Source organism: Methylibium sp. Root1272 (assembly GCF_001425905.1).
GTDB lineage: Bacteria > Pseudomonadota > Gammaproteobacteria > Burkholderiales > Burkholderiaceae_C > Methylibium.
This window is the reverse complement of sequence record NZ_LMDY01000013.1, coordinates 345,015-365,653: the sequence shown is the minus strand read 5'-3', so window position 1 is coordinate 365,653 and position 20,639 is coordinate 345,015. Positions and strand designations below refer to the sequence as shown.

20 protein-coding genes are annotated in these 20,639 nt (G+C 70.4%); 18 read left to right on the top strand and 2 right to left on the bottom strand.

Features of this window, described 5'->3' with window-relative positions:
- Positions 1-102: 102 nt before the first annotated feature.
- The 4 genes from ASC67_RS10750 to ASC67_RS10735 are packed head-to-tail and all read left to right on the top strand — an operon-like array spanning position 103 to position 3,147.
- Positions 103-1,062: an SIS domain-containing protein gene (locus ASC67_RS10750; RefSeq protein WP_056319589.1), complete on the top strand. Its 960-nt coding sequence runs from the start codon at positions 103-105 to the stop codon at positions 1,060-1,062.
- Positions 1,062-1,670 (top strand): HAD family hydrolase, encoded by a 609-nt coding sequence (locus tag ASC67_RS10745; protein ID WP_056319586.1) that lies wholly within the window; start codon positions 1,062-1,064, stop codon positions 1,668-1,670. The genes ASC67_RS10750 and ASC67_RS10745 overlap by 1 nt, the downstream gene beginning before the upstream one ends.
- Positions 1,667-2,368, top strand: coding sequence for an LPS export ABC transporter periplasmic protein LptC (gene lptC, locus ASC67_RS10740; RefSeq protein ID WP_082535948.1), 702 nt, complete (start codon positions 1,667-1,669; stop codon positions 2,366-2,368). Before ASC67_RS10745 ends, lptC begins: the two co-directional genes overlap by 4 nt.
- Entirely contained in the window at positions 2,365-3,147 is a 783-nt protein-coding gene (locus ASC67_RS10735) for an SDR family oxidoreductase (RefSeq protein ID WP_056319583.1), read from the top strand. Before lptC ends, ASC67_RS10735 begins: the two co-directional genes overlap by 4 nt.
- A 126-nt stretch (positions 3,148-3,273) precedes the next feature.
- On the opposite strand, the gene ASC67_RS10730 is transcribed toward ASC67_RS10735, so the two are convergent.
- Positions 3,274-3,780: an RNA-binding protein gene (locus ASC67_RS10730; RefSeq protein WP_056319579.1), complete on the bottom strand. Its 507-nt coding sequence runs from the start codon at positions 3,778-3,780 to the stop codon at positions 3,274-3,276.
- Positions 3,781-4,041: 261 nt separating this feature from the next.
- Between ASC67_RS10730 and ASC67_RS10725 the strand changes: the two genes are divergently transcribed.
- The 7 genes from ASC67_RS10725 (at position 4,042) to ASC67_RS10695 (ending at position 11,408) form a co-directional block, all read left to right on the top strand.
- Positions 4,042-4,680 carry a MarC family protein gene (locus ASC67_RS10725; protein ID WP_056319575.1) on the top strand — a complete coding sequence of 213 codons (639 nt, stop codon included), beginning with the start codon at positions 4,042-4,044 and terminating at the stop codon, positions 4,678-4,680.
- A complete protein-coding gene (locus ASC67_RS10720) occupies positions 4,677-6,323 on the top strand; it encodes a GMC family oxidoreductase (protein WP_056319571.1) in 1,647 nt (548 codons plus the stop codon). The genes ASC67_RS10725 and ASC67_RS10720 overlap by 4 nt, the downstream gene beginning before the upstream one ends.
- Positions 6,324-6,644: 321 nt before the next feature.
- Positions 6,645-7,406 (top strand): TSUP family transporter, encoded by a 762-nt coding sequence (locus tag ASC67_RS10715; protein WP_056319568.1) that lies wholly within the window; start codon positions 6,645-6,647, stop codon positions 7,404-7,406.
- A gap of 39 nt (positions 7,407-7,445) precedes the next feature.
- On the top strand, positions 7,446-8,927 hold the full coding sequence (locus ASC67_RS10710; protein ID WP_056319564.1) for an alpha/beta fold hydrolase: 1,482 nt from the start codon (positions 7,446-7,448) through the stop codon (positions 8,925-8,927).
- Entirely contained in the window at positions 8,924-9,712 is a 789-nt protein-coding gene (locus tag ASC67_RS10705; protein WP_056319561.1) for an ATP-binding cassette domain-containing protein, read from the top strand. Before ASC67_RS10710 ends, ASC67_RS10705 begins: the two co-directional genes overlap by 4 nt.
- Positions 9,709-10,902 carry an ABC transporter permease gene (locus ASC67_RS10700; protein ID WP_056319557.1) on the top strand — a complete coding sequence of 398 codons (1,194 nt, stop codon included), beginning with the start codon at positions 9,709-9,711 and terminating at the stop codon, positions 10,900-10,902. The genes ASC67_RS10705 and ASC67_RS10700 overlap by 4 nt, the downstream gene beginning before the upstream one ends.
- A 35-nt stretch (positions 10,903-10,937) precedes the next feature.
- The gene (locus ASC67_RS10695) at positions 10,938-11,408 is read left to right on the top strand and encodes a GNAT family N-acetyltransferase (protein ID WP_082535946.1); all 471 of its coding nucleotides are present in this window, start codon (positions 10,938-10,940) and stop codon (positions 11,406-11,408) included.
- A gap of 19 nt (positions 11,409-11,427) precedes the next feature.
- Here the strand turns inward: ASC67_RS10695 and ASC67_RS10690 are convergent, their stop codons facing one another.
- Positions 11,428-11,754 carry a hypothetical protein gene (locus ASC67_RS10690; RefSeq protein WP_056319555.1) on the bottom strand — a complete coding sequence of 109 codons (327 nt, stop codon included), beginning with the start codon at positions 11,752-11,754 and terminating at the stop codon, positions 11,428-11,430.
- Positions 11,755-11,961: 207 nt separating this feature from the next.
- On the opposite strand from ASC67_RS10690, the gene ASC67_RS10685 reads away from it, so the two are divergent.
- The 7 genes from ASC67_RS10685 to otsA all read left to right on the top strand — a co-directional run bounded on the left by ASC67_RS10685 (position 11,962) and on the right by otsA (position 20,632).
- Complete coding sequence (locus ASC67_RS10685; RefSeq protein ID WP_156466732.1) at positions 11,962-12,756, top strand: LuxR family transcriptional regulator; 795 nt, start codon at positions 11,962-11,964, stop codon at positions 12,754-12,756.
- 134 nt (positions 12,757-12,890) lie between these two features.
- Positions 12,891-13,058 carry a hypothetical protein gene (locus ASC67_RS20585; RefSeq protein ID WP_156466731.1) on the top strand — a complete coding sequence of 56 codons (168 nt, stop codon included), beginning with the start codon at positions 12,891-12,893 and terminating at the stop codon, positions 13,056-13,058.
- 85 nt (positions 13,059-13,143) lie between these two features.
- On the top strand, positions 13,144-14,427 hold the full coding sequence (locus tag ASC67_RS10680; RefSeq protein ID WP_156466730.1) for an HlyD family secretion protein: 1,284 nt from the start codon (positions 13,144-13,146) through the stop codon (positions 14,425-14,427).
- A gap of 13 nt (positions 14,428-14,440) precedes the next feature.
- Positions 14,441-16,579, top strand: a complete 2,139-nt coding sequence (locus ASC67_RS10675) for a peptidase domain-containing ABC transporter (protein WP_056319539.1) — start codon at positions 14,441-14,443, stop codon at positions 16,577-16,579.
- 81 nt (positions 16,580-16,660) lie between these two features.
- Positions 16,661-17,425 carry a trehalose-phosphatase gene (otsB, locus tag ASC67_RS10670; protein WP_056319528.1) on the top strand — a complete coding sequence of 255 codons (765 nt, stop codon included), beginning with the start codon at positions 16,661-16,663 and terminating at the stop codon, positions 17,423-17,425.
- Positions 17,422-19,221: a glycoside hydrolase family 15 protein gene (locus tag ASC67_RS10665; protein ID WP_056319524.1), complete on the top strand. Its 1,800-nt coding sequence runs from the start codon at positions 17,422-17,424 to the stop codon at positions 19,219-19,221. Before otsB ends, ASC67_RS10665 begins: the two co-directional genes overlap by 4 nt.
- 19 nt (positions 19,222-19,240) lie before the next feature.
- On the top strand, positions 19,241-20,632 hold the full coding sequence (gene otsA, locus ASC67_RS10660) for an alpha,alpha-trehalose-phosphate synthase (UDP-forming) (protein WP_056319520.1): 1,392 nt from the start codon (positions 19,241-19,243) through the stop codon (positions 20,630-20,632).
- The last annotated feature ends 7 nt before the right edge of the window (positions 20,633-20,639 follow it).

The window sequence follows — 20,639 nt, the reverse complement described above, 5'->3', positions numbered from 1 at the left end:
CCGATGCTACCCAAGGCCCTGCGGCGCGAGCCCGGGGTGCACCCTGTGACGCCACCCTCCGCTTCTTCTTTCTCCTCCTATTCCCCGCAGCGCAGCGTCGAGATGGGCGCGCAGGCGCTGGCGGTCGAGACGCAGGCGCTGGATGCGCTGCAGCAGCGCATCGCCGGGCCGATGGCCGACGCGTTCGCGCGGGCCGTCGCGGCCATGTTGGACTGCCGCGGTCGCGTGGTCGTGATGGGCATGGGCAAGAGCGGCCACGTGGGCCGCAAGATCGCCGCGACGCTGGCCTCGACCGGCACACCGGCGATGTTCGTGCACCCCGCCGAGGCGAGCCACGGCGATCTGGGCATGGTGACCCTGTCCGACATCGTGCTGGCGATCTCGAACTCCGGCGAGAGCGACGAGCTGGCTGCCATCCTGCCGGTTCTCAAGCGCCTGGGCGTGATGCTGATCGCGATCACCGGCCGGGCCGACTCCAACCTCGCGCGGCACGCCGAGCTGGTGCTCGACAGCGCGGTCGCGCAGGAGGCCTGCCCGCTGAACCTGGCGCCGACGGCCAGCACCACCGCGCAGATGGCGCTGGGCGACGCGCTCGCCGTGGCGCTGCTCGACGCGCGCGGCTTCAAGGAGGAAGACTTCGCGCGCTCGCATCCGGGTGGCTCGCTGGGGCGCAAGCTGCTGACGCACGTGCGCGACGTGATGCGCGGCGGCGACGCGGTGCCGAGCGTGGGGCCGGCGACAGTGTTTACCGACCTGATGCGCGAGATGAGCGCCAAGGGGCTGGGCGCCACCGCGATCGTCGATGGCGCCGGCCGGGTGCAGGGTATCTTCACCGACGGCGACCTGCGCCGCCTGATCGAGAAGGGCGGCGACCTGCGCGCGCTGACGGCCGCCGAGGTGATGCACCCGGCCCCGCGCACGGTGCGTGACGACGCGCTGGCCGTCGACGCCGCCGACCTGATGGAGACGCACCGCATCACCAGCGTGCTGGTGGTCGACGCGCAGGGCGCGCTGGTGGGTGCGCTGAACATCAACGACCTGCTGCGCGCGAAGGTCATCTGATGCGCGAGGACACCCGGCGCGAACTCCGCGCGACGCTGCAGTTCGCGCCGTCGCTGCTGCTGAAGGCGCAAGGCCTGCGTGCGGCGATCTTCGACGTCGACGGCGTACTGACCGACGGGCGGCTGTACATCGGCGAGCACGGCGAGACCGTCAAGGCCTTCAACTCGCTCGACGGCCATGGCCTCAAGCTGCTGGCCCAGGGCGGTATCGCGCCGTTGGTGATCACCGGCCGCGACTCGCCGGCGGCGCGCCGGCGCGTGGCCGACCTGGGCATCGCGCACGCGGTCTACGGCGCGCACGACAAGCTGGCGGCCGCGAGCGCGCTGCTGGCGACGCTGGGGCTGGACTGGCCGCGGGTGGCGGCGATCGGCGACGACTGGCCCGACCTGCCGCTGCTGGTGCGGGCCGGCTTCGCAGCGGCGCCGGCCAATGCGCATGCCGAGGTGCGCGTGTTGGTCGACCATGTGACGGCGGCGACCGGCGGCCACGGTGCGGCGCGCGAGTTCTGCGACCTGCTGCTGGTGGCCAGCGGGCGCTACGCCGACCTGCTGCAGGGCCATCTCACCACGCTGGACGGCGGGACGCCGGCGGCAGCGTCCACGCCATGACCGATCGCGGCGACAGCCCCGAACCGCCGTTCGCCGAGCTCCTGCCGCTGGCCCCGCAGGGCAGCGTGCGTGAGGCGGTCGGCGGCCCGTGGACCGCGCGCGCGCTCGATCACGTGCTGCGCTACCTGCCGGTGCTGCTGATGGGCGCGCTGGCGGCGCTGAGCTGGTGGCTGGTGAAGAACACCCCGGTGCCGGGCGACACCAAGGCGGCCCAGGCGCTGCGGCACGAGCCGGACTACACGATGCGCGGCTTTTCCGTCGTGAGCTACACGCCGAGCGGCCAGTTGCGCTCGCGGCTCGAGGGCGACGTGATGCAGCACTACCCGGACACCGACACGATCGAGGTCGAGGGCGTGCGCCTGCGGGCGGTCGACGAGACGGGCCGCGTCACGCTGGGCAGCGCGCAGCGGGCGCTGAGCAACGGCGACGCGACCCAGGTGCGGCTGACCGGCGGTGCGCGCGTGATCCGCGAGCCGGGTCCGGGCGAAGGCCCGTCGGCGCGACTCGAGATCCGCGGCGAATTCCTCGAGTTGTTCACCGAGACCGAACGGGTGCGCTCGCACCTGCCGGTGACGCTGTTCACCGGGCGCGGCGAGATGCGCGCCGGCAGCCTCGACTACAGCCACCTCGACCGCATCGGCCAGTTGAGCGGGCGTGTCACCGGCGAGCTGCTCGCCACGCCGCAGGCGGCGCCGTGAGCGCCGCCGCGCCGCTGGTCTTCATCACCGGGGCGTCCAGCGGCATCGGTCAGGCGCTGGCGGCGCGCTTTGCGCACGCCGGCTACCGCCTCGCACTGGTGGCGCGCCGCGCCCACGAGATCGAGGCCTGGTGCCGTGCCCAGGGGTGGCCGCCCGAACGTTGGGCGGTCTATGCGGCCGATGTGCGCGATGTCGCCGGCATCACCGCGGCCGGACGCGACTGCCTGCAGCGCCAGGGCCTGCCCGACGTGGTGGTGGCCAACGCCGGCATCAGCGTCGGTGTGGATACCGCGGAGTACGAGGACCTGGAGGTGATCCGAGCCACCTTCGAGACCAACAACCTCGGCATGGCCGCCACCTTCCAGCCCTTCCTGAAGCCAATGCGCGAGCGGCGTGCGGGCACGCTGGTCGGTGTGGCGAGCGTCGCCGCGATCCGCGGCCTGCCGGGCCACGGCGCCTACTGCGCGAGCAAGGCGGGCGTGGTGAGCTACTGCGAGAGCCTGCGCGGCGAGTGCCGCGCCTTCGGCATCCGGGTGGTGACGCTGGTGCCCGGCTACGTGGCGACGCCGCTGACCGCCGGCAACCGCTACGGCATGCCCTTCCTGATGACGCCCGAGGCCTTCGCCGAGCGGGCCGTGGCGGCGATCCGGGCCGGGGTCAGCTACCGGGTGATCCCGTGGCAGATGGGGCTTGTCGCCAAGCTGTTGCGGCTGTTGCCCAACGCGGTGCTGGACCGGGTGCTGGTGGGGCGGGGCCGCAAGAAGCGCCAGGGCGAATAGGGCCGGTTGACGCGCCCGGCGCGGCAGGCAGCGCGCCGTCCGGCAAGGCAAAAGGCGGTGGGCCGAAGCACCACCGCCTTTGATGTATCCCTGGAGCCGGCATCGACCGGCTCGTGCAACGTGGACTCAGTAGCCGCCGCGGCCACCACCGCCGCCGCCGTAGCCACCACCACCGCCGCTGCGACCACCGCCGCCACCGCCGTAGCCGCCGCCACCACCGCTGCGACCACCGCCGCCGCCGCCATAGCCACCACCACCGCCGCTACCGCCGTAGCCGCCACCACCGCCGCTGCGGCCACCACCACCGCCGCCACCGCCGTAGCCGCCGCCACCACCGCCGGCGCCACCGCCGCCGTAGGGACCACGGAAGCCGCCCGGCCGCTCTTCACGGGGACGCGCTTCGTTGACGACGATCGCGCGACCGGACAGGGACTGACCGTTCATGCCCTCGATCGCGGCCTGAGCCTCAGCGTCGGAGCCCATCTCGACGAAGCCGAAGCCCTTCGAGCGGCCGGTGTCCCGGTCCATCATGACCTTGGCCGAGGTGACGGCGCCGAACTCGCCGAACGCCTGTTGCAGATCGTCGTCGCGCACACTGTAGGCAAGGTTGCCCACATACAGCTTGTTGCCCATGGGAGAGCGCCTTTCTTCCTCTGAAAACCGGTACAGCGGTACCGAACAATATGTGGAGCCTCAACCCGCCGGAACCGATCCAGAGAAGGCGCCGCATCCAAACACGAAAGCCCATTATGTGTGAAGAGGTGACTTTCGGTGTAGTGGGCCACCCGAGTGTTGTATCGGAGTCGAGCAAACATGCGGCCTGGCGGCCCCTCGAGTGGCGGCCGGACACGCCTTCGGTCGACAAGCGAATGGCCGGGGGCTGAGAATCCCGCGATGGATCTGAAACCCCTGATCGCTCTCCTGGCCATCGTCAATCCGATCGGCGCCATTCCGTTCTTCATCACCTTCACCAGTGGTTTCAACCGGCAGCAGCGCCAGCGCACCATTCGGGTGAGCGCTTTCAGCGCCTTCCTCGTGATCGCGATCAGCGCGGTGGCGGGGCTGAAGATCATCGAGTTCTTCGGCATCAGCATCGCGTCTTTCCAAGTGGGTGGCGGCACGCTGCTGCTGATCAGCTCGCTGCAGATGCTCAACGCCCAGCCGGCCGACACCAGCAAGGAAGACATGAGCGAGGGTGCCGAGAAGGCCGACGCCGGCGCCAGCATCGCGGTCGTGCCGCTGACGATCCCGCTGCTGACCGGCCCCGCGACGATCTCGACGATGGTCATCTACGCCGAGCGCACGCGCCACTGGTGGCAACTGGGCACGCTGGTGCTCTACGGGGTGGTGATCGGCGCGGCGGTCTACCTCGCCTTCATGGCCTCGGGCCGCATCGCGCGCGTGCTGGGCAAGACCGGCATCAACGTGATGACGCGGCTGATGGGCCTGATCCTGGCGGCGATGGCGGTGGAGATCATGGCCGAAGGGCTGGCCAAACTGTTCCCGGTGCTCGCATCGGCGATTCCGCGATGAACGACGACGACACCCCCACCTTCGATTACGTGATCATCGGCGGCGGCACGGCCGGCTGCCTGCTGGCCAACCGCCTGAGCGCCGATCCGGCCAAGCGAGTGCTGTTGCTCGAGGCCGGCGGCCGCGACGACTACCACTGGATCCACATCCCGGTCGGTTACCTGCACTGCATCGGCAACCCGCGCACCGACTGGCTCTACCAGACCGAGCCCGATCCGGGGCTGAACGGCCGCTCGCTGCGCTACCCGCGCGGCAAGGTGCTCGGCGGCTGTTCGAGCATCAACGGCATGATCTACATGCGCGGCCAGTCGCGCGACTACGACCACTGGGCAGCGGTGACCGGCGACGACGGCTGGCGCTGGGACGCCTGCCTGCCGGTCTTCAAGCAGCACGAGGACCACCACGGCGGCGCCGACGAGATGCATGGTGCCGGCGGCGAATGGCGCGTCGAGAAGCAGCGCCTGCGCTGGGACGTGCTGGAGGCGTTCGCGCAGGCCGCGCAGCAGGCCGGCATCCCGGCGAGCGCCGACTTCAACCGCGGCAACAACGAGGGCGTGGGCTACTTCGAGGTCAACCAGCGCGCCGGCTGGCGCTGGAACACGGCCAAGGCCTTCCTGCGGCCGACCTGCTACGGCCGGCCGAACTTCGAGATGTGGACCGGCGTGCAGGTGACGCGCCTGCTCGTCGAGCGCGGCGCCGGCGGCGCCTTGCGCTGCACCGGCTGCGAGGTCCAGACGCCCCACGGTCCCGAGACCGTGCGGGCCAGCGCCGAGGTGCTGCTGAGCGCCGGCGCGGTGGGTTCGCCGCAGCTGCTGCAGCTGTCGGGTCTCGGGCCGGCGGCGTTGCTGCAGCAGCATGGCATCCCGGTGGAGCACGACCTGCCCGGCGTCGGCGAGAACCTGCAGGACCACCTGCAGATCCGCGCCGTGTTCAAGCTGCAGGGCGTGCCGACGCTGAACACGCTGTCGGCGTCGTGGTGGGGCAAGGCCCGCATCGGGCTTGAATACGCGTTCAAGCGCACCGGGCCGATGAGCATGGCGCCATCGCAGCTCGGCGCCTTCACGCGCTCGTCGCCAGCGCACGTGTGGCCCAACCTCGAGTACCACGTGCAGCCGCTGAGCCTGGAGGCGTTCGGCGAGCCGCTGCACCGCTTCGATGCCTTCACCGCGAGCGTCTGCAACCTCAACCCGACCAGCCGCGGCGCGATCCGCATCCGCAGCCCGCGGTTCGAGGACGCGCCGCTCATCGCGCCGCGCTACCTGTCCACCGAGGCGGATCGCCAAGTGGCCGCCGACAGCCTGCGGGTGACGCGGCGCATCGCGGCGCAGCCGGCGTTGGCCAAGTATCGGCCCGAGGAGGTGAAGCCCGGCCTGCAGTTCCAGACCGACGCCGAGCTGGCGCGGCTGGCCGGCGACATCGGCACCACGATCTTCCACCCGGTGGGCACCTGCCGAATGGGGCGTGACGACGATCCCCAGGCCGTCGTCGATGCACGCCTGCGCGTGAGGGGCGTGGCCGGACTGCGGGTGGTCGATGCGAGCGTGATGCCGACGATCACCAGCGGCAACACCAACAGCCCGACGCTGATGATCGCGGAGAAGGCGGCCCAGTGGATCCGGGCCGATCACGGCCACCGGCGCTGACGGCTGGGTGCGATGGCCGCACCAACATGCTGCGGAAAACCCCGATGCGGTGCCCTGAGGGGCTCCCTATAGTGCGCTCACTCGCGGCGGGCCAGTCCCGTCAGGCGGGGGTTCGAGGAGACAAGCGAAGACTGCGGCGGAGTGGACGACCGCCAGCATCCAGGAGACGACAGCGCGGGCCCATCCGCTACGCGCCAAGAGCGCCGGTACCCCCGGCGCTCTTTTTATTTGCGGCGCTCGTTGTCGTTGCGCCGGGCGGTGTCTGACGGTGAGCAGGCATCATGCGCGGCGCCCCGCGCAACACCGCTGCCTGCCCGTCCCATGCTCGATCTCGCCACCGTCACTCTTGCCTCGCTGTTCGCCGGTTTCGTCGATGCCATCGTCGGCGGGGGCGGACTGATCCTGGTGCCGGCGCTGTTCAGCGTGTTCCCGAACACGGCCCCGGCCACGCTGTTCGGCACCAACAAGGGCGCGGCGGTGTGGGGGACGGCCTGGGCCACGGCCCAGTACGCGAAGCGGGTCACGCTGTCCTGGCATGCGCTGCTGCCGGCGGCCGGCGCGGCGCTGCTGGGCAGCTTTGCGGGGGCCTGGGCGGTGATGCAGGTGTCGGCCGACGGCCTGCGGCGTGCCCTGCCCTTCATCCTGCTGGGCGTCCTGTTGTACACGCTGGCCCGCAAGGACCTGGGCCGGACCCACCAGCCGCAGCACCGAGGCCGCCGCGAGGCGGCCTGGGCCAGCGGCATCGGCGCCGTGGTGGGCTTCTACGACGGCTTCTTCGGCCCGGGCACCGGCAGCTTCTTCGTGTTCCTGTTCGTGCGCTTGCTCGGCTACGACTTCCTGCACGCCAGCGCGAGTGCCAAGCTCCTGAACACGGCGACCAACCTGTCGGCGCTGGCGGCCTTCGCGTGGACCGGCCACGTTTGGTGGCATGTCGCGCTGGTGATGGCCGTGGCCAACGTGGCGGGCAGCCTGCTGGGCACGCGGCTCGCGCTGCGGCACGGCGCGGGCTTCGTGCGCGGTGTCTTCATCGTCGTCGTCTCGCTGCTCATTGCGAAGACGGGCTACGACGCGTTCCTGCGCTGAGCCGTGCGGCGCCGCCGGCCTCGCGCAGAATCGCGGCGCATGAGAAGAAGCCGAATCCTCCGCTGGGCGGCCTGGCTGCCGGCGCTGTGGCTGGCGAGCGCGGCCACCGCCGGCGCTGCGGAGGACGCGGCGCCGGCGGCCTGTCGCGTCAAGGGCCTGAAGCACGAGGTGCTGTGCGGCCACGTGACGCGGGCCTTGGACCCGGCGCAGCCCGGGGGCACGACGATCGCGGTGCACTACGTGGTCGTGCCGGCCGCGGCGCGCTACAAGCGGGCCGACCCCGTGTTCTTCTTTGCCGGTGGCCCGGGGCAGAGCGCCATCGCGCTGGCCGGTTCGGTGCTGCCGCTGTTCCAGCGCCTGAACCACCGGCGCGACCTGGTCTTCATCGACCAGCGCGGCACCGGGCGCTCGGCGCCGCTGGCCTGCGACGCCGAGGATGGCCTGCCGCTGGCGCAGCGCCTCGACGCCAAGCGGGGCCTCGCGCGGCTCACCGCCTGCCTGGCTTCGCTGCGCGAGCTGCCGCACGGCGATCTGCGCCAGTACACGACGAGCATCGCGATGGCCGATGCCGATGCGGTGCGGGCCGCGCTGGGCGCGCCGCAGATCAACCTGGTGGGCGGCTCCTATGGCACGCGGGCGGCGCTGGACTACCTGCGGCAGTTCCCGTCGCGTGTGCGGCGGGTCGTGCTCGACGGCGTCGCACCGCCCGACATGATGTTGCCGGTCAGCATGGGCCAGGACGTGGAGGCCGCGCTGGCGCGACTCTTCGCCGACTGCGAGCGGGAGCCCGCCTGCAGCACGCGCCACCCGCGGCTGCGGATGCATTGGCAGGAGCTGCTGGGCGGTGCGCCGCGGCGCGCGAGCGTGGTGGATCCGCTGGACGGTCAACCGACCGAGGTGAGCATCGACGCCGACCTGCTGGCCACCGCGGTGCGCGGGCCGCTGTATGCACCGGGCCTGGCGGCGGCGTTGCCGTTCGCGATCGACGAGGCCGCGGCGGGGCGCTATTCGGCCCTGGTCGGTCTGGCCGGGGCGCTGGGCGGTGGGGCACGGGCGGTGCGGCTGTTCGAGGGCATGCATTTCTCGGTGGTGTGTGCGGAAGATGCGCCGGATCCGTCGGCTTCGCCGACGTCGGGGCTGGGCGCCGTCTACCAGCGGCCTTATGCGGCGCTGTGCCGCGACTGGCCGCGTGGCAGCGTGTCGCCGGCCTTCCGCGACCTGCCGACCAGCCCGGTGCCGGTGCTGGCTTTCAGCGGCACGCTCGACCCGGTGACGCCACCGCGCCATGGCGAGCGCGTGGTGAAGGCGCTCGGGCCGCGCGCGCGCCACGTGGTGGTGCCGAATGCCGGCCACGGTGTGATGGCGATCGGCTGCACGCGCGAGGTGACGCACCGCTTCATCGATGCCGAGGACGAGGCGCAGGCGCTGGCGGTCGACGCCGGGTGCCTGGCGCGGCTGCCGCGTCCGCCCGCCTTCGAGCCGCCGCGGCCCGCGCCGCCGCCATCAGGAGCCGCGCGATGATCCGAGTCGATGCCCTGCACAAGCGCTTCGCCGTGCCGACGCGCCGCTGGCTCGCGCGGGACCGGCCGGCGCCGGTCGTGGCGGTGGAACAGGTGGGCTTCACCGCGGTCGACGGCCGCATCACCGGCCTGTTGGGCCCCAACGGGGCCGGCAAGACGACGACGCTGCGCATGGTGGCCGGCCTGGTCGTGCCCGACGCGGGCGCGATCGAGGTCGATGGCATCGACGTGCTGCAGGCGCCGCGGCAGGCCTTGCGCCGCATGGGGGTGCTGAGCGACGCGCGCGGCCTTTATCCCCGCCTGAGCGCGCGCGAGAACATCGTCTACTACGCGGCATTGCATGGGCTGGAGCGCGACGCCGCGCACGCGCGTGTCGATGCGCTGGCGCAGATGCTCGACATGAAGCCGCTGCTCGACCGGCGCACCGATGGCTTCAGCCAGGGCGAGCGCATGAAGACGGCATTGGCGCGCGCGCTGGTGCACGATCCGGCCAACATCATCCTCGACGAGCCGACCAACGGACTCGACGTGCTGGCCACCCGCGCGCTGCGCGAGGCGCTCAGGCACCTGTGCAGCCCCGCCGGTGGCGGCAAGTGCATCGTGCTGTCGAGCCACATCATGCAGGAGGTGGAGCGGTTGTGCGACGAGGTGGTGGTCGTCGCGCACGGCCGCACCGTGGCGGTGGGCACAGTCGCGCAGCTCTGCGAACGCGCCGGTGAGCGCGATTTCGAGGAAGCCTTCGTGAAGCTGGCCTTCGCGCAGGAGCTGCAGGAGGTCCGCGCATGACGCGCCGTCATCTCGGGCCCGCGAGCCCGTCCGGAGCCGCAGCGGTGTTTCGCAAGGAACTGGTCGATGCCTTGCGGGACCGGCGCACGCTGGCGACGGTGCTGCTCAGCTCGGTGCTGATGGGTCCGCTGGTGCTGCTGCTGCTGTCGAGCCTGGTCGCGTCGCTGGAATCGCGGGCCGAGCAACGCGTGGTGGTGGTGCAGGGCATCGAGCACGCGCCGACGCTGCGCAACTTCATCGAGCGCCAGACCTTCCGCGTCGAAGCGGCGCCGCCGGACTACGAGGCGCGCCTGCGCGACGCCCAGCTCGGCGATCCGGTGCTGGTGATCGGCAAGGAGTTCGAGCGCCAACTGGCGGCCGGCGACGCGCCCGAAGTGCTGCTGGTCAGCGACAGCAGCAACCGGCAGGCCGAGGCCGGTACGGGACGGTTGGCCCGGCTGCTCGATGCGTTCAGCCGCGAGCGCGGCACGCTGGTGCTGGCCTTGAGGGGCGTGCCGGGGTCCTTGCTGCAGGCTATCGACGTCGAGGAGCGCGATCTGGCGAGCACGCGCAGTCGCGCGGCGCAGTTCACCAGCCTGCTGCCGTTCTTCGTGATCATGGCCGTGCTCTACGGTGCGTTGAATGCGGCGCTGGACACGACAGCCGGCGAGCGTGAACGTGGTTCGCTCGAGCCGCTGTTGACGAACCCGGCCGCGCCGCTGGCGCTGGTGATCGGCAAGTGGGGAGCGGTGGCCGCCGTGAGCATGCTGATCGCATTGCTCAGCGTGCTGAGCTTCCTGCCCGCCCAGTGGCTGATCCGCAGCGAGACACTGCGCTCGCTGTTCCTGTTCGGCCCGCGCGAGGCGCTCGGTTTCGTGGTCGTGCTGCTGCCGTTGGCCGCGTCGCTGTCGGCCCTGATGATGGCCGTGGCGATCCGGTGCAGGAGCTTCAAGGAGGCGCAGGCCAACAACACGGTGGTCATCCTGGCGGTGTCGCTGCTGCCGCTGCTGACCCTGTTCAACCAGGGCGGCGAGAAGCCCTGGTTCGTGTGGCTTCCGGCCCTGGCCCAGCACACGCTGATGAACCGGGTGCTGCGCGGCGAGAGCCTGTCGGCGACGGACGTGCTGGCGCCGCTGGCCGTGGGCGTGCTGCTGACCGGCGTGTGCCTGGGCTACATCGCGCGGCGGCTCCGCGCGGCGGCGGTGCGCTGAGGGCAGCAGGCGCGCCTGCGGCATCATCGGCGGCGATGCAAAAGCCAGCGCTCCCCGAAATCGTCTGGCGCTGCGCGCGCCTCCCTGAACTGTCGTCGCTCGAACTGCAGCGCATTCACATCGCTCGCCAGCAGGTGTTCGCCGTCGAGCAGGACTGCGTGTTCCAGGACGCCGACGAGGTCGACGAGCAGTCGGCCCATCTCGCTGCCTGGCGCGAGGACGGCGTGCTGCTCGCTTACGCGCGCCTCGTCGACCCCGGCGTCAAGTACGCCGAGCCGTCGATCGGCCGGGTGCTGACGACGGCGGCGGCGCGCGGCACGGGCGTGGGCCGCGTGCTCGTGCGGCGCGCCGTCGAACACGCGACCGCGGTGTTTCCGGGGCAGGGCCTGCGCATTTCGGCGCAGCTGCGGCTCGAGCGCTTCTACGCGGAAGCGGGCTTCGTCTGCGTCGGCGAGCCTTACCTCGAGGACGACATGCCGCACGTCGAGATGCTGCGTCGCGGCTGAGACGCAGCGGCGGCGAACGTCAGCTCAGCCAGCCGCTCACGCCTGCCGACAGCGATCTCGAGGTCACGCTCGTAAAGAGCGCCGGCGGCCTGGGCGGCTGGTGCTGCGCCTGCTCGAGGGCCCGGCTCACCTCGGCCTGCCAGGGCAGGCGGTGCACCAGGCTGTTGAGGTGCGGGGCCACCTCGTGTGCGGTGAGCACCTCGCCCTCGGCGCCGAGCAGGCGCAGGTTGGTGGTCATCATCATCGGGTCGGCGATCGCGACGATGCCTTCGGACACCTCGATCCAGTCCCAGGAGATGCCCGCGGCGCTGTCGCCCGCACGACCGCCCCAGACGGTCTGACCCATGCTGGGCCAATCCTTGTTCAGTCGAGTCGACACATGCGTGCCAAGGTGCACAAAGTGCAGCGGCGCATCGCGGCCGGGCTGCCACAATGCAGACGGCCACGCGTTGACGGTCCATGCAGGAATCATGATAAGAACGGGCTTGCACCCGGCAACTGCTTCAGAGGTCGGAAGTGTGTAGACCAGGGCGATCGTTGGCAGCTGTAAACCTTGTCAGGGACGCTCGCATGGAACGAAGGAACATCGATTCCTTCACGAGCCGTTCATGACAGAACCGGGATAGACAACAGGATGCTGCTAGGCAGCTATCAGTCAGTGCTCGAGGCGCGCAACCGCGATGAATTTCGCGGGGAGGTCGTTCGCTTCGCCAAGCTGCTCGGCTTCGAGACGGTATCGGCCATCACGGTGGTCGACCACCCGGTGGGCGATACGGAGTTCGTTGCGATCGACAACGCGCCGGACGCGTACAAGGACGCCATCGAAGATCCCAAGGCCGGTCAGCTCGACCCGGTGATGCAGCACTGCAAGCGCCAGAGCGTGCCGATCATCTGGGATCAGAGCACCTATGTTTCTGCCGGGCAGGGGAGCATGTGGGAGGCTCAGGCCCGATTCGGCTTCCGTACGGGGATCTGTCTTGCGCTGCACATGCCCGAAGGCCGGCACTTCGTGATCGGCGTGGACCGCGATCAGGCCTTGCCGAAGGACCGTGGCGAAGTGACGCGCATCGTTGCCGACCTGCAGCTGTTCGCCGTGCATGCGCAGGACACCGCGATGCGGGTGCTGGTGCCGGAGCGCCTGCAACTCGAGAGGCCGAAGCTGACGCCCCGCGAGCTGGACAGCCTGCGCTGGACGATGGACGGCAAGACGGCCTGGGAGGTCGGGGCCATCATGGGCATCTCGGAGCGGACGGCGGTGCTGCACATCAACACCGCCATGCACAAGCTGGCTTGCACGAACAAGCATCAGGCCGTGCTCAAGGCCTTGCGCCTCGGGTTGCTCCGCTGAGGGGTGTGGCAATTCGCTGCTAGGGTTTGCCCTTTACCCTGTAAGAGTTTTCAGTATCCCTTGTTCGTGGGGGCTGCTTCAATCTGGACAACCCACCGCTGTGGCGGTGCTTATCGGTCCAGCCAGGAGCAGCCATGCAGATCGTCCGCCAGTTCACCGAGCGCTTTTCACGTGTCAAGGCCGCCAAGCGTGCCCAGCAGAAGTCGGCAGAGCCGCAGACCGCTCCGCAGCCGCTGGATGCCGGCCAGCTGCGCCAGATCAGCGGGGGCGCGCGCGTGCCCGCGCCGAAGAACACCTGGTGATGATGGCCGCTTGCGATGCCCGACGGCTGTCGCAAGCGTGAGGGGTATGCGAAATCCGCCTGCTCCGATGGCAGGCTAGCGACGCATGCCACCCCTCTTTCGTTCCGAAGCGGTTGACGCCCACCAGCATGCCTGGCTGGGCGGCATCCAGCTGATCCGACCACTGTCTCTTTCCGTGTTGACGGTCTGTGCCGTCGGCGTTGCGGCGACAGTGGTCGCTTACCTCTTTGTCGGTGAGTACACCCGCAAGGCACGGGTCGCAGGGGTGCTGGTGCCCGATCAGGGCGTGATCCGCCTGCTGCCCCCAGAGTCGGCGACGGTGCTCGAGCGCCATGCGCAGGAGGGGCAATCGGTGCGGCGAGGCGACACGCTGTTCGTCCTGTCGGTCGATCGCTCGACCACCAGCGGTGATGCCCAGGCCTCCGTGCAACGCAGTCTGGCGGTCAAGGAGCGCAGTCTGCAGGGTGCCGTGCAGCAGCAGGCGGCCCTGCTCGATGCGCAGCGGATCGCGCTGGAGCGGCAGATCGTCGACCGCCGTGGCGAGCTCGCCCAGCTGCAGGTCGAGACGCAGTTGCATCGCCAGCGACTGGTGCTGGCCGAGCAGGCGATGGCCCGGCTCGAGTCGCTGCGGGCCGACAACTTCATCTCCTCGGCCCAGGTGCAGGCCAAGTCGGAAGAGGTGCTGGCAGTGCAGGCGCAGTTGCAGGGCCTGGAGCGGCAACGCGCGACCCAGTTGCGCGAGATCGGTGCGCTGGAAGTGCAGCGACGTGAGCTGCCGTTGCGCGCCCAGGTGGCGACCGGCGAGCTAGAGCGAGACCTCGCCACCGTGGCGCAAGAGGCAGCTGAGACGGAGGCACGGCAACGTATCGTCGTGCGCGCGCCGTCGGACGGCGTGCTGGGGGCGGTGCTGGCCGATCCGGGACAGTCCGTGTCGCCCGCCGCGGCGCTGGCGAGCCTGGTGCCGTCGGATGCGCGACTGCAGGCCCATCTGTATGCGCCATCCAGCGCCCTCGGCTTCGTAAGGCCGGACCAGACCGTCCTGCTGCGCTACCAAGCCTACCCTTACCAGAAGTTCGGCCACCAGACGGGCCATGTGCTGCAGGTATCGCGCACGCCGCTGCAGTCGGCGGAGCTCGCCGGTGTCCCGCTGGCCGGCGTGGCGAACTATTCCACCGTCAGCGGCGAGCCGCTGTACCGCATCACCGTCGCGCTCGACCGGCAGAGCGTGCCGGCCTACGGGCAGCTGCAGGCCTTGTCGGCCGGCATGCAACTGGAGGCTGACGTGCAGCTCGACCGGCGCCGCCTGATCGAATGGCTGTTCGAACCGCTGCTCGGTCTCACCGGCCGGGTGGCGGCCGGCCGCTCCTGATCGTTCAGAACCGATGTCGAACGCCTTGCGCATGGGCTTCGGCGCGCCGCGCCTGCCGATGATTCTGCAGACAGAGGCAGCGGAGTGCGGCCTGGCCTGCCTCGCCATGGTGGCCTCTCACCACGGCCTTCGCAGCGACCTGCCGACGCTGCGGCAGCGCTTCTCGCTGTCGTTGAAGGGCGTGACGCTGGCCGACCTGGTGGCGATGGCGGGGCAGCTGCAGCTCAATGCGCGACCCTTGCGCGCCGAGCTCGAGCATCTTTCGCAACTGCAGCTCCCTTGCATCCTGCACTGGGATCTGAGCCACTTCGTCGTGCTGGCGAAGGTGCAACGCGGTGTCGCCGTCATCCACGATCCGGCGCACGGGGTGCGGCGACTGCCGCTGGCCGAGGTCTCGCGTCACTTCACCGGCGTGGTGCTGGAGCTGATGCCCGGCACCGGCTTCGAGCCGCGCACCGAGCGCCAGCACGTCAGTCTGAGGCAGCTGCTCGGCCCGGTGCGCGGCCTGAAGCGTTCGCTGGCCCAGGTGTTCGTGCTTGCGCTGGCGCTCGAGGTCTTCATGCTGCTGGCGCCGTTCTTCCTGCAGTGGGTGGTCGATGGCGCGCTGCTCAGTTCGGATCGCGACCTGTTGCTCACGCTGGTGATCGGCTTCGGCCTGCTCGTGGTGATCCAGGTCGCCACCGGCGCCCTGCGATCCTGGGCGGTGCTCTACCTGTCGAGCACGCTCAACCTGCAGTGGCTGGGCAACGTGTTCGCACATCTGATGCGCCTGCCGGTCGAGTGGTTCGAGAAGCGCCATGCCGGCGATGTGATGTCGCGCTTCGGTGCGGTCCAGAAGATCCAGCAGACGCTGACCACCAGCTTCATCGAGGCGATGCTCGACGGGCTGCTGGTGGTCGCGACGCTGGCGATGATGTGGGTCTACAGCGGCACGCTGACGGCCATCGCGATCGGTGCGGTGGTGCTCTACGCGCTGCTGCGCTGGGCGTTCTTCACGCCGCTGCGCGACGCAACCGAAGAGGCGATCGTGCACGACGCGAAGCGCTCGACGCATTTCCTCGAATCGCTGCGCGGCGTGCAGGCGATCAAGCTGTTCAATCGCCAGGACGAGCGCCGCGCCCGCTTCATGAACCTGGTGGTCGACGCGATGAACGCCGACATCGCGATCAAGAAGCTCGAGCTCGCCTTTGCCGTGCTCAACAAGCTGGTGTTCGGCGTCGAGCGCATCGCCGTCATCGGCGTCGGTGCGCTGCTGGTGATGGATCAACAGTTCACCGTGGGCATGCTGTTCGCGTTCCTGGCCTTCAAGGAGCAGTTCGCGCAGCGCGTCAGCGGGCTGATCGACAAGGCGATCGAGCTGAAGATGTTGCGCTTGCAGGGCGAGCGTCTGGCCGACATCGTGCTGGCGGCACCCGAGGCGCAGGGCGAGGGCCTGCACGCGGCGCGCGACCTCGCGCCGCGCATCGAGTTGCGCGACGTGAGCTTCCGTTATGCCGACACGGAGCCCGACGTGCTGAAGGGCTGCAGCCTGCACATCGAGCCCGGCGAGGCGGTGGCGATCGTCGGGCCGTCGGGCTGCGGCAAGACCACGCTGCTCAAGCTGATGCTCGGCATCCACGCACCCGCCGCCGGCGAGATCCGCATCGGGGGCCTGCCGCTGTCGCAGCTGGGGTTGGGCCGCTGGCGCGCCATGATCGGCACGGTGATGCAGGACGACCAGCTGTTCGCCGGATCGATCGCCGACAACATCTCCTTCTTCGACGTGGATGCCGATGCCACCTGGATCGAGCAGTGCGCCCGGCTGGCCTGCGTGAACGAGGAGATCGACGCGCTGCCGATGGGCTACCACACGCTGATCGGCGACATGGGCGCCAGCCTGTCCGGCGGACAGCGGCAGCGCATCCTGCTGGCCCGTGCGCTGTACAAGCGACCGCGCATCCTGTTCCTCGACGAGGCGACGAGCGCGCTCGACGTCGAGCGGGAGCGGCAGGTCAACCAGGCCATCCGCGGGCTGGACATCACGCGCGTGATCGTCGCCCATCGGCCGGAGACCATCGCGGCCGCGGCCCGCGTGATCGTGCTTCAGCAAGGGCGCGTCGCGCAGGATCTGCGCAGCGTGCCGAGCATGCAGCAGTCCGAGCCGGGCAACTGACCGAAAGCCGCAGCAGGCCGCTGCGGCTCTGGGCTGCGGCCGGCCGCGCCGGGCCGCGACTTTGCTAGGGTACGCTTTGCCATGGAAGACACCCTGCGTCCCCCGGCGCTCGATCCGCACGCCGCCCTGTTCCTCGACTTCGACGGAACCCTGGTGCCGATCGCCCCGCGGCCGGACGGCATCGAGGTCGGCGCCTGGCTGGTGCCGACGCTGCAGCAGTTGCACGCGATGCTCGGCGGGGCGCTGGCTCTCGTCAGCGGGCGCCCGCTCAGCGAACTCGATGCCTGGCTCGCGCCGCTGCGGTTGCCGGCGGCGGGCGTGCACGGCGTCGAGCGTCGCGACGGCGACGGGCCCACGCGCCGGCTCGCCGGTGGCCTGCCGGACGCCCTGGTCCACCGCGTCGAGCGCCTGGTGGCGCGCACGCCCGACCTGCGGCTCGAGCGCAAGCCGGGTGCGCTGGCCCTGCACTACCGCGACGCGCCGCACCTGGGCGACATGTGCGCACGCATGATGCTGGCGGCCGCGCGGCCGCATCCCGAGCTGACCGTGCTGCTCGGCAAGTGCGTGGTCGAGGTCAAGCCGCGCGGCGCGACCAAGGCCAACGCGGTGCGCGAATTCCTGGCGCGCCCGGCGTTCGCCGGCCGGCAGCCCGTGTTCATCGGCGACGATGCGACCGACGAGGACGGCTTCGCCGCCGTGCAGGCGGTCGGCGGCATCGGCATCAAGGTGGGCGACGGGCCGAGCGGCGCCCAGTACCGCCTGGGCGGCCCCGAGGCGGTGCGGCTGTGGCTGCAAGCCGCGCTGCCGTCGCCGGCGCATCCCGTCGCACTGGAGGTCACCCGGTGAGTGCTGCCGCGGCCTCGCTCGAACTGGGCTTGATCGGCAACTGCGCGATCAGCGCGCTGATCGATCGCGAGGCCCGCATCGTCTGGTGCTGCCTGCCGCGCTTCGATGGCGACCCGACCTTCCATGCGCTGATCGACACGCCCGACGCGTGGCCGGCCGACGGCAGCTGGTGCATCGAGATCGAGAACTTCGAGCGCAGCGAGCAGGCCTACGACGAAGGCACGGCGATCCTGCGCACGCGGCTGTACAGCGCCGACGGCGATGCGATCGAGATCACCGACTTCGCGCCGCGCTTCCTCAGCCGGGACCGCACCTTCCGGCCGGCGATGCTGGTGCGGCGGGTGCACCCGCTGCAAGGGCATCCGCGCGTGCGCATCAGCCTCCGGCCACGAGCCGACTGGGGGCGCATCGCGCCCGAGGTCGCGCGGGGCAGCCATCACCTGCGGTACGCCGGCCCGACCGGCACGCTGCGGCTGACCACCGATGCGCCCATCACCTATGTGCAGGACGAGACCTGGTTCTCGCTGGCGGCGCCGCTGAACCTGCTGCTCGGCCCGGACGAGACCCTGGAGCGCGGTGCCGCCGAGGTGGCGCGTGATTTCGAGGAGCTCACCTCGCTCTACTGGCGCACCTGGACCCGCCGGCTGGCCCTGCCGCTGGAGTGGCAGGCGGCCGTCATCCGCGCTGCGATCACGCTCAAGCTGTGCCTGTTCGACGAGACCGGCGCGATCGTCGCGGCGATGACCACCAGCCTGCCCGAGGCGCCGGGCAGCGGCCGCAACTGGGATTACCGGTACTGTTGGTTGCGTGACGCCTTCTTCGTGGTGCGGGCGCTCAACAGCCTGTCCGAACTGGAGACGATGGAGGACTACCTGCGCTGGCTGCACAACGTGGTGCGCGACGCACGCGGCGGCTTCATCCAGCCGCTGTACGGCCTGGGTCTCGAGAAAGACTTGCCCGAGGAAGAGCTCCCGCATCTGCGCGGCTACCGCGGCATGGGCCCCGTGCGGCGCGGCAACCAGGCGCACACGCACGCACAGCACGACGTGTACGGCAACGTGTTGCTCGGGGCGTCGCAGTCCTTCCACGACCTGCGGCTGTTCCGCCGCGCCGATGCCGACGACTTCGCGCGGCTCGAGGCGGTGGGCGAGCAGGCCTGGCTGGTGCACGACCAGCCTGATGCGGGCATGTGGGAGCTGCGCACGCGCGCGCGGGTGCACACTTCGTCGGCGCTGATGTGCTGGGCGGCCTGCGACCGGCTGGCGAAGATCGCCACCCGCCTGGGCCTGCCCGAGCGCGACGCGCACTGGCGCGGCCGGGCCGCGGCGATCCGCGAGCGCGTGCTGAGCGAAGCCTGGAGCGAGAAGCGTCAGGCCTTCGCCGAGAGCCTGGGCGGCGAGGATCTCGACGCCAGCGTGCTGTTGATGGCCGAGGTGGGCTTCATCGACCCGATGGACCCGCGTTTCGTCGCCACGGTCGACGCACTGGAGACGCACCTGTGCGACGGCCCCTACATGCGCCGCTACGAGGCGGCCGACGACTTCGGCAAACCGGAGACGGCCTTCAACATCTGCGCGTTCTGGCGCATTGACGCGCTGGTGCGCATCGGCCGACGCGAGCAGGCCCGGCAGATCTTCGAGGCCATGCTCGCGTCGCGCAATGCGCTGGGCTTGCTGTCCGAGGACACCGACCCGCGCACTGGCGAACTGTGGGGCAACTTCCCGCAGACCTATTCGATGGTCGGCATCATCAACGCCGCGATGCGGCTGTCGGTGCCCTGGGACACGGTGATCTGATGCGAACCGGGTCCACGCTATGACGTCTCGGCTGGTGGTGGTGTCCAACCGGATCGGCGACCCGCGCAAGGCGGCCGCCGGCGGGCTGGCCGTCGCTTTGGGCGACTCGCTGTCGGAAACCGGTGGCCTGTGGTTCGGCTGGAGCGGCAAGGTGGTGGCCGGCGGCGCACGCGGCGAGGGCGATGTGCACCTGCAGCCGTCGGGCAAGGTCACGCTGGCGACGCTCGACCTCAGCAGCGACGACCACGCGGCCTATTACGCCGGCTACTCGAACCGCGTGCTGTGGCCGGTATTCCACTATCGGCTCGACCTGGCGCAGTTCGACGACGGCTATTTCGAAGGCTACCAGCGCGTCAACCGACTGTTCGCGCGCAAGCTGAGCACGCTGCTGAAGCCGGACGACATCATCTGGGTGCACGACTACCACCTGATCCCGCTGGCGGCTGAGCTGCGGGCGTTGGGGTGCCGGCAGCGCATCGGTTTCTTCCTGCACATCCCGATGCCACCGCCGCTGGTGATGGCGGCGATCCCGGCGCACGACTCGCTGATGCGTTCGCTGTTCGCCTACGACCTGATCGGACTGCAGAGCCAGGCCGACGTGGACCACTTCTCGCGCTATGTCGCGATAGAGGCCGGCGCGGAGCCGCTGGGCAAGGACCATTACCGCGCCTTCGGTCAGCAGGTCTGCGCGCGGGCCTTCCCGATCGGCATCGACGTCGACGAGTTCCAGGCGCTGGCCCAGACCCCGGAATCGATCGAGACGCGCGAGACGTTACGCAGCCAGTACCCGCTGCGGCAGCTGTTGATCGGGGTCGACCGGCTCGATTATTCGAAGGGCCTGCCGCAGCGACTGCGGGCCTTTCACCGGCTGCTGGCGGACTACCCCGAGAACCGCAACAGCGCCACGCTGATCCAGGTGGCGACACCGACGCGCGAGGGCGTGGAGAGCTACGAGGACATTCGCAACGAGCTAGAGGGCCTGTCGGGGCAGATCAACGGCGAGTACGGCGAACTCGACTGGATGCCGGTGCGCTACATCCACCGTACGCTAGCGCGGCGGCGGCTGCCGGGGCTCTACCGGGCCGGGCGCGTCGCCCTGGTGACGCCGCTGCGCGACGGCATGAACCTCGTGGCCAAGGAGTTCGTCGCGGCGCAGGACGCGAAGGATCCGGGCGTGCTGGTGCTGTCGCGCTTCGCGGGCGCAGCCGAGCAAATGCACGCGGCCCTGCTGGTCAATCCGTACGACATCGGCGCGACCGCGGGCGCGGTGCAACGTGCGCTGCGGATGCCACTGGCCGAGCGGGTGGAGCGGCATCAGGCCTTGCTGGCGGGCGTGCGCGAGCACGACGTGCACCGCTGGCGGCGCCATTTCCTGCAGGCCTTGCAGGACGCCGAACGCGCGCCCGAGTGAGCCGTGC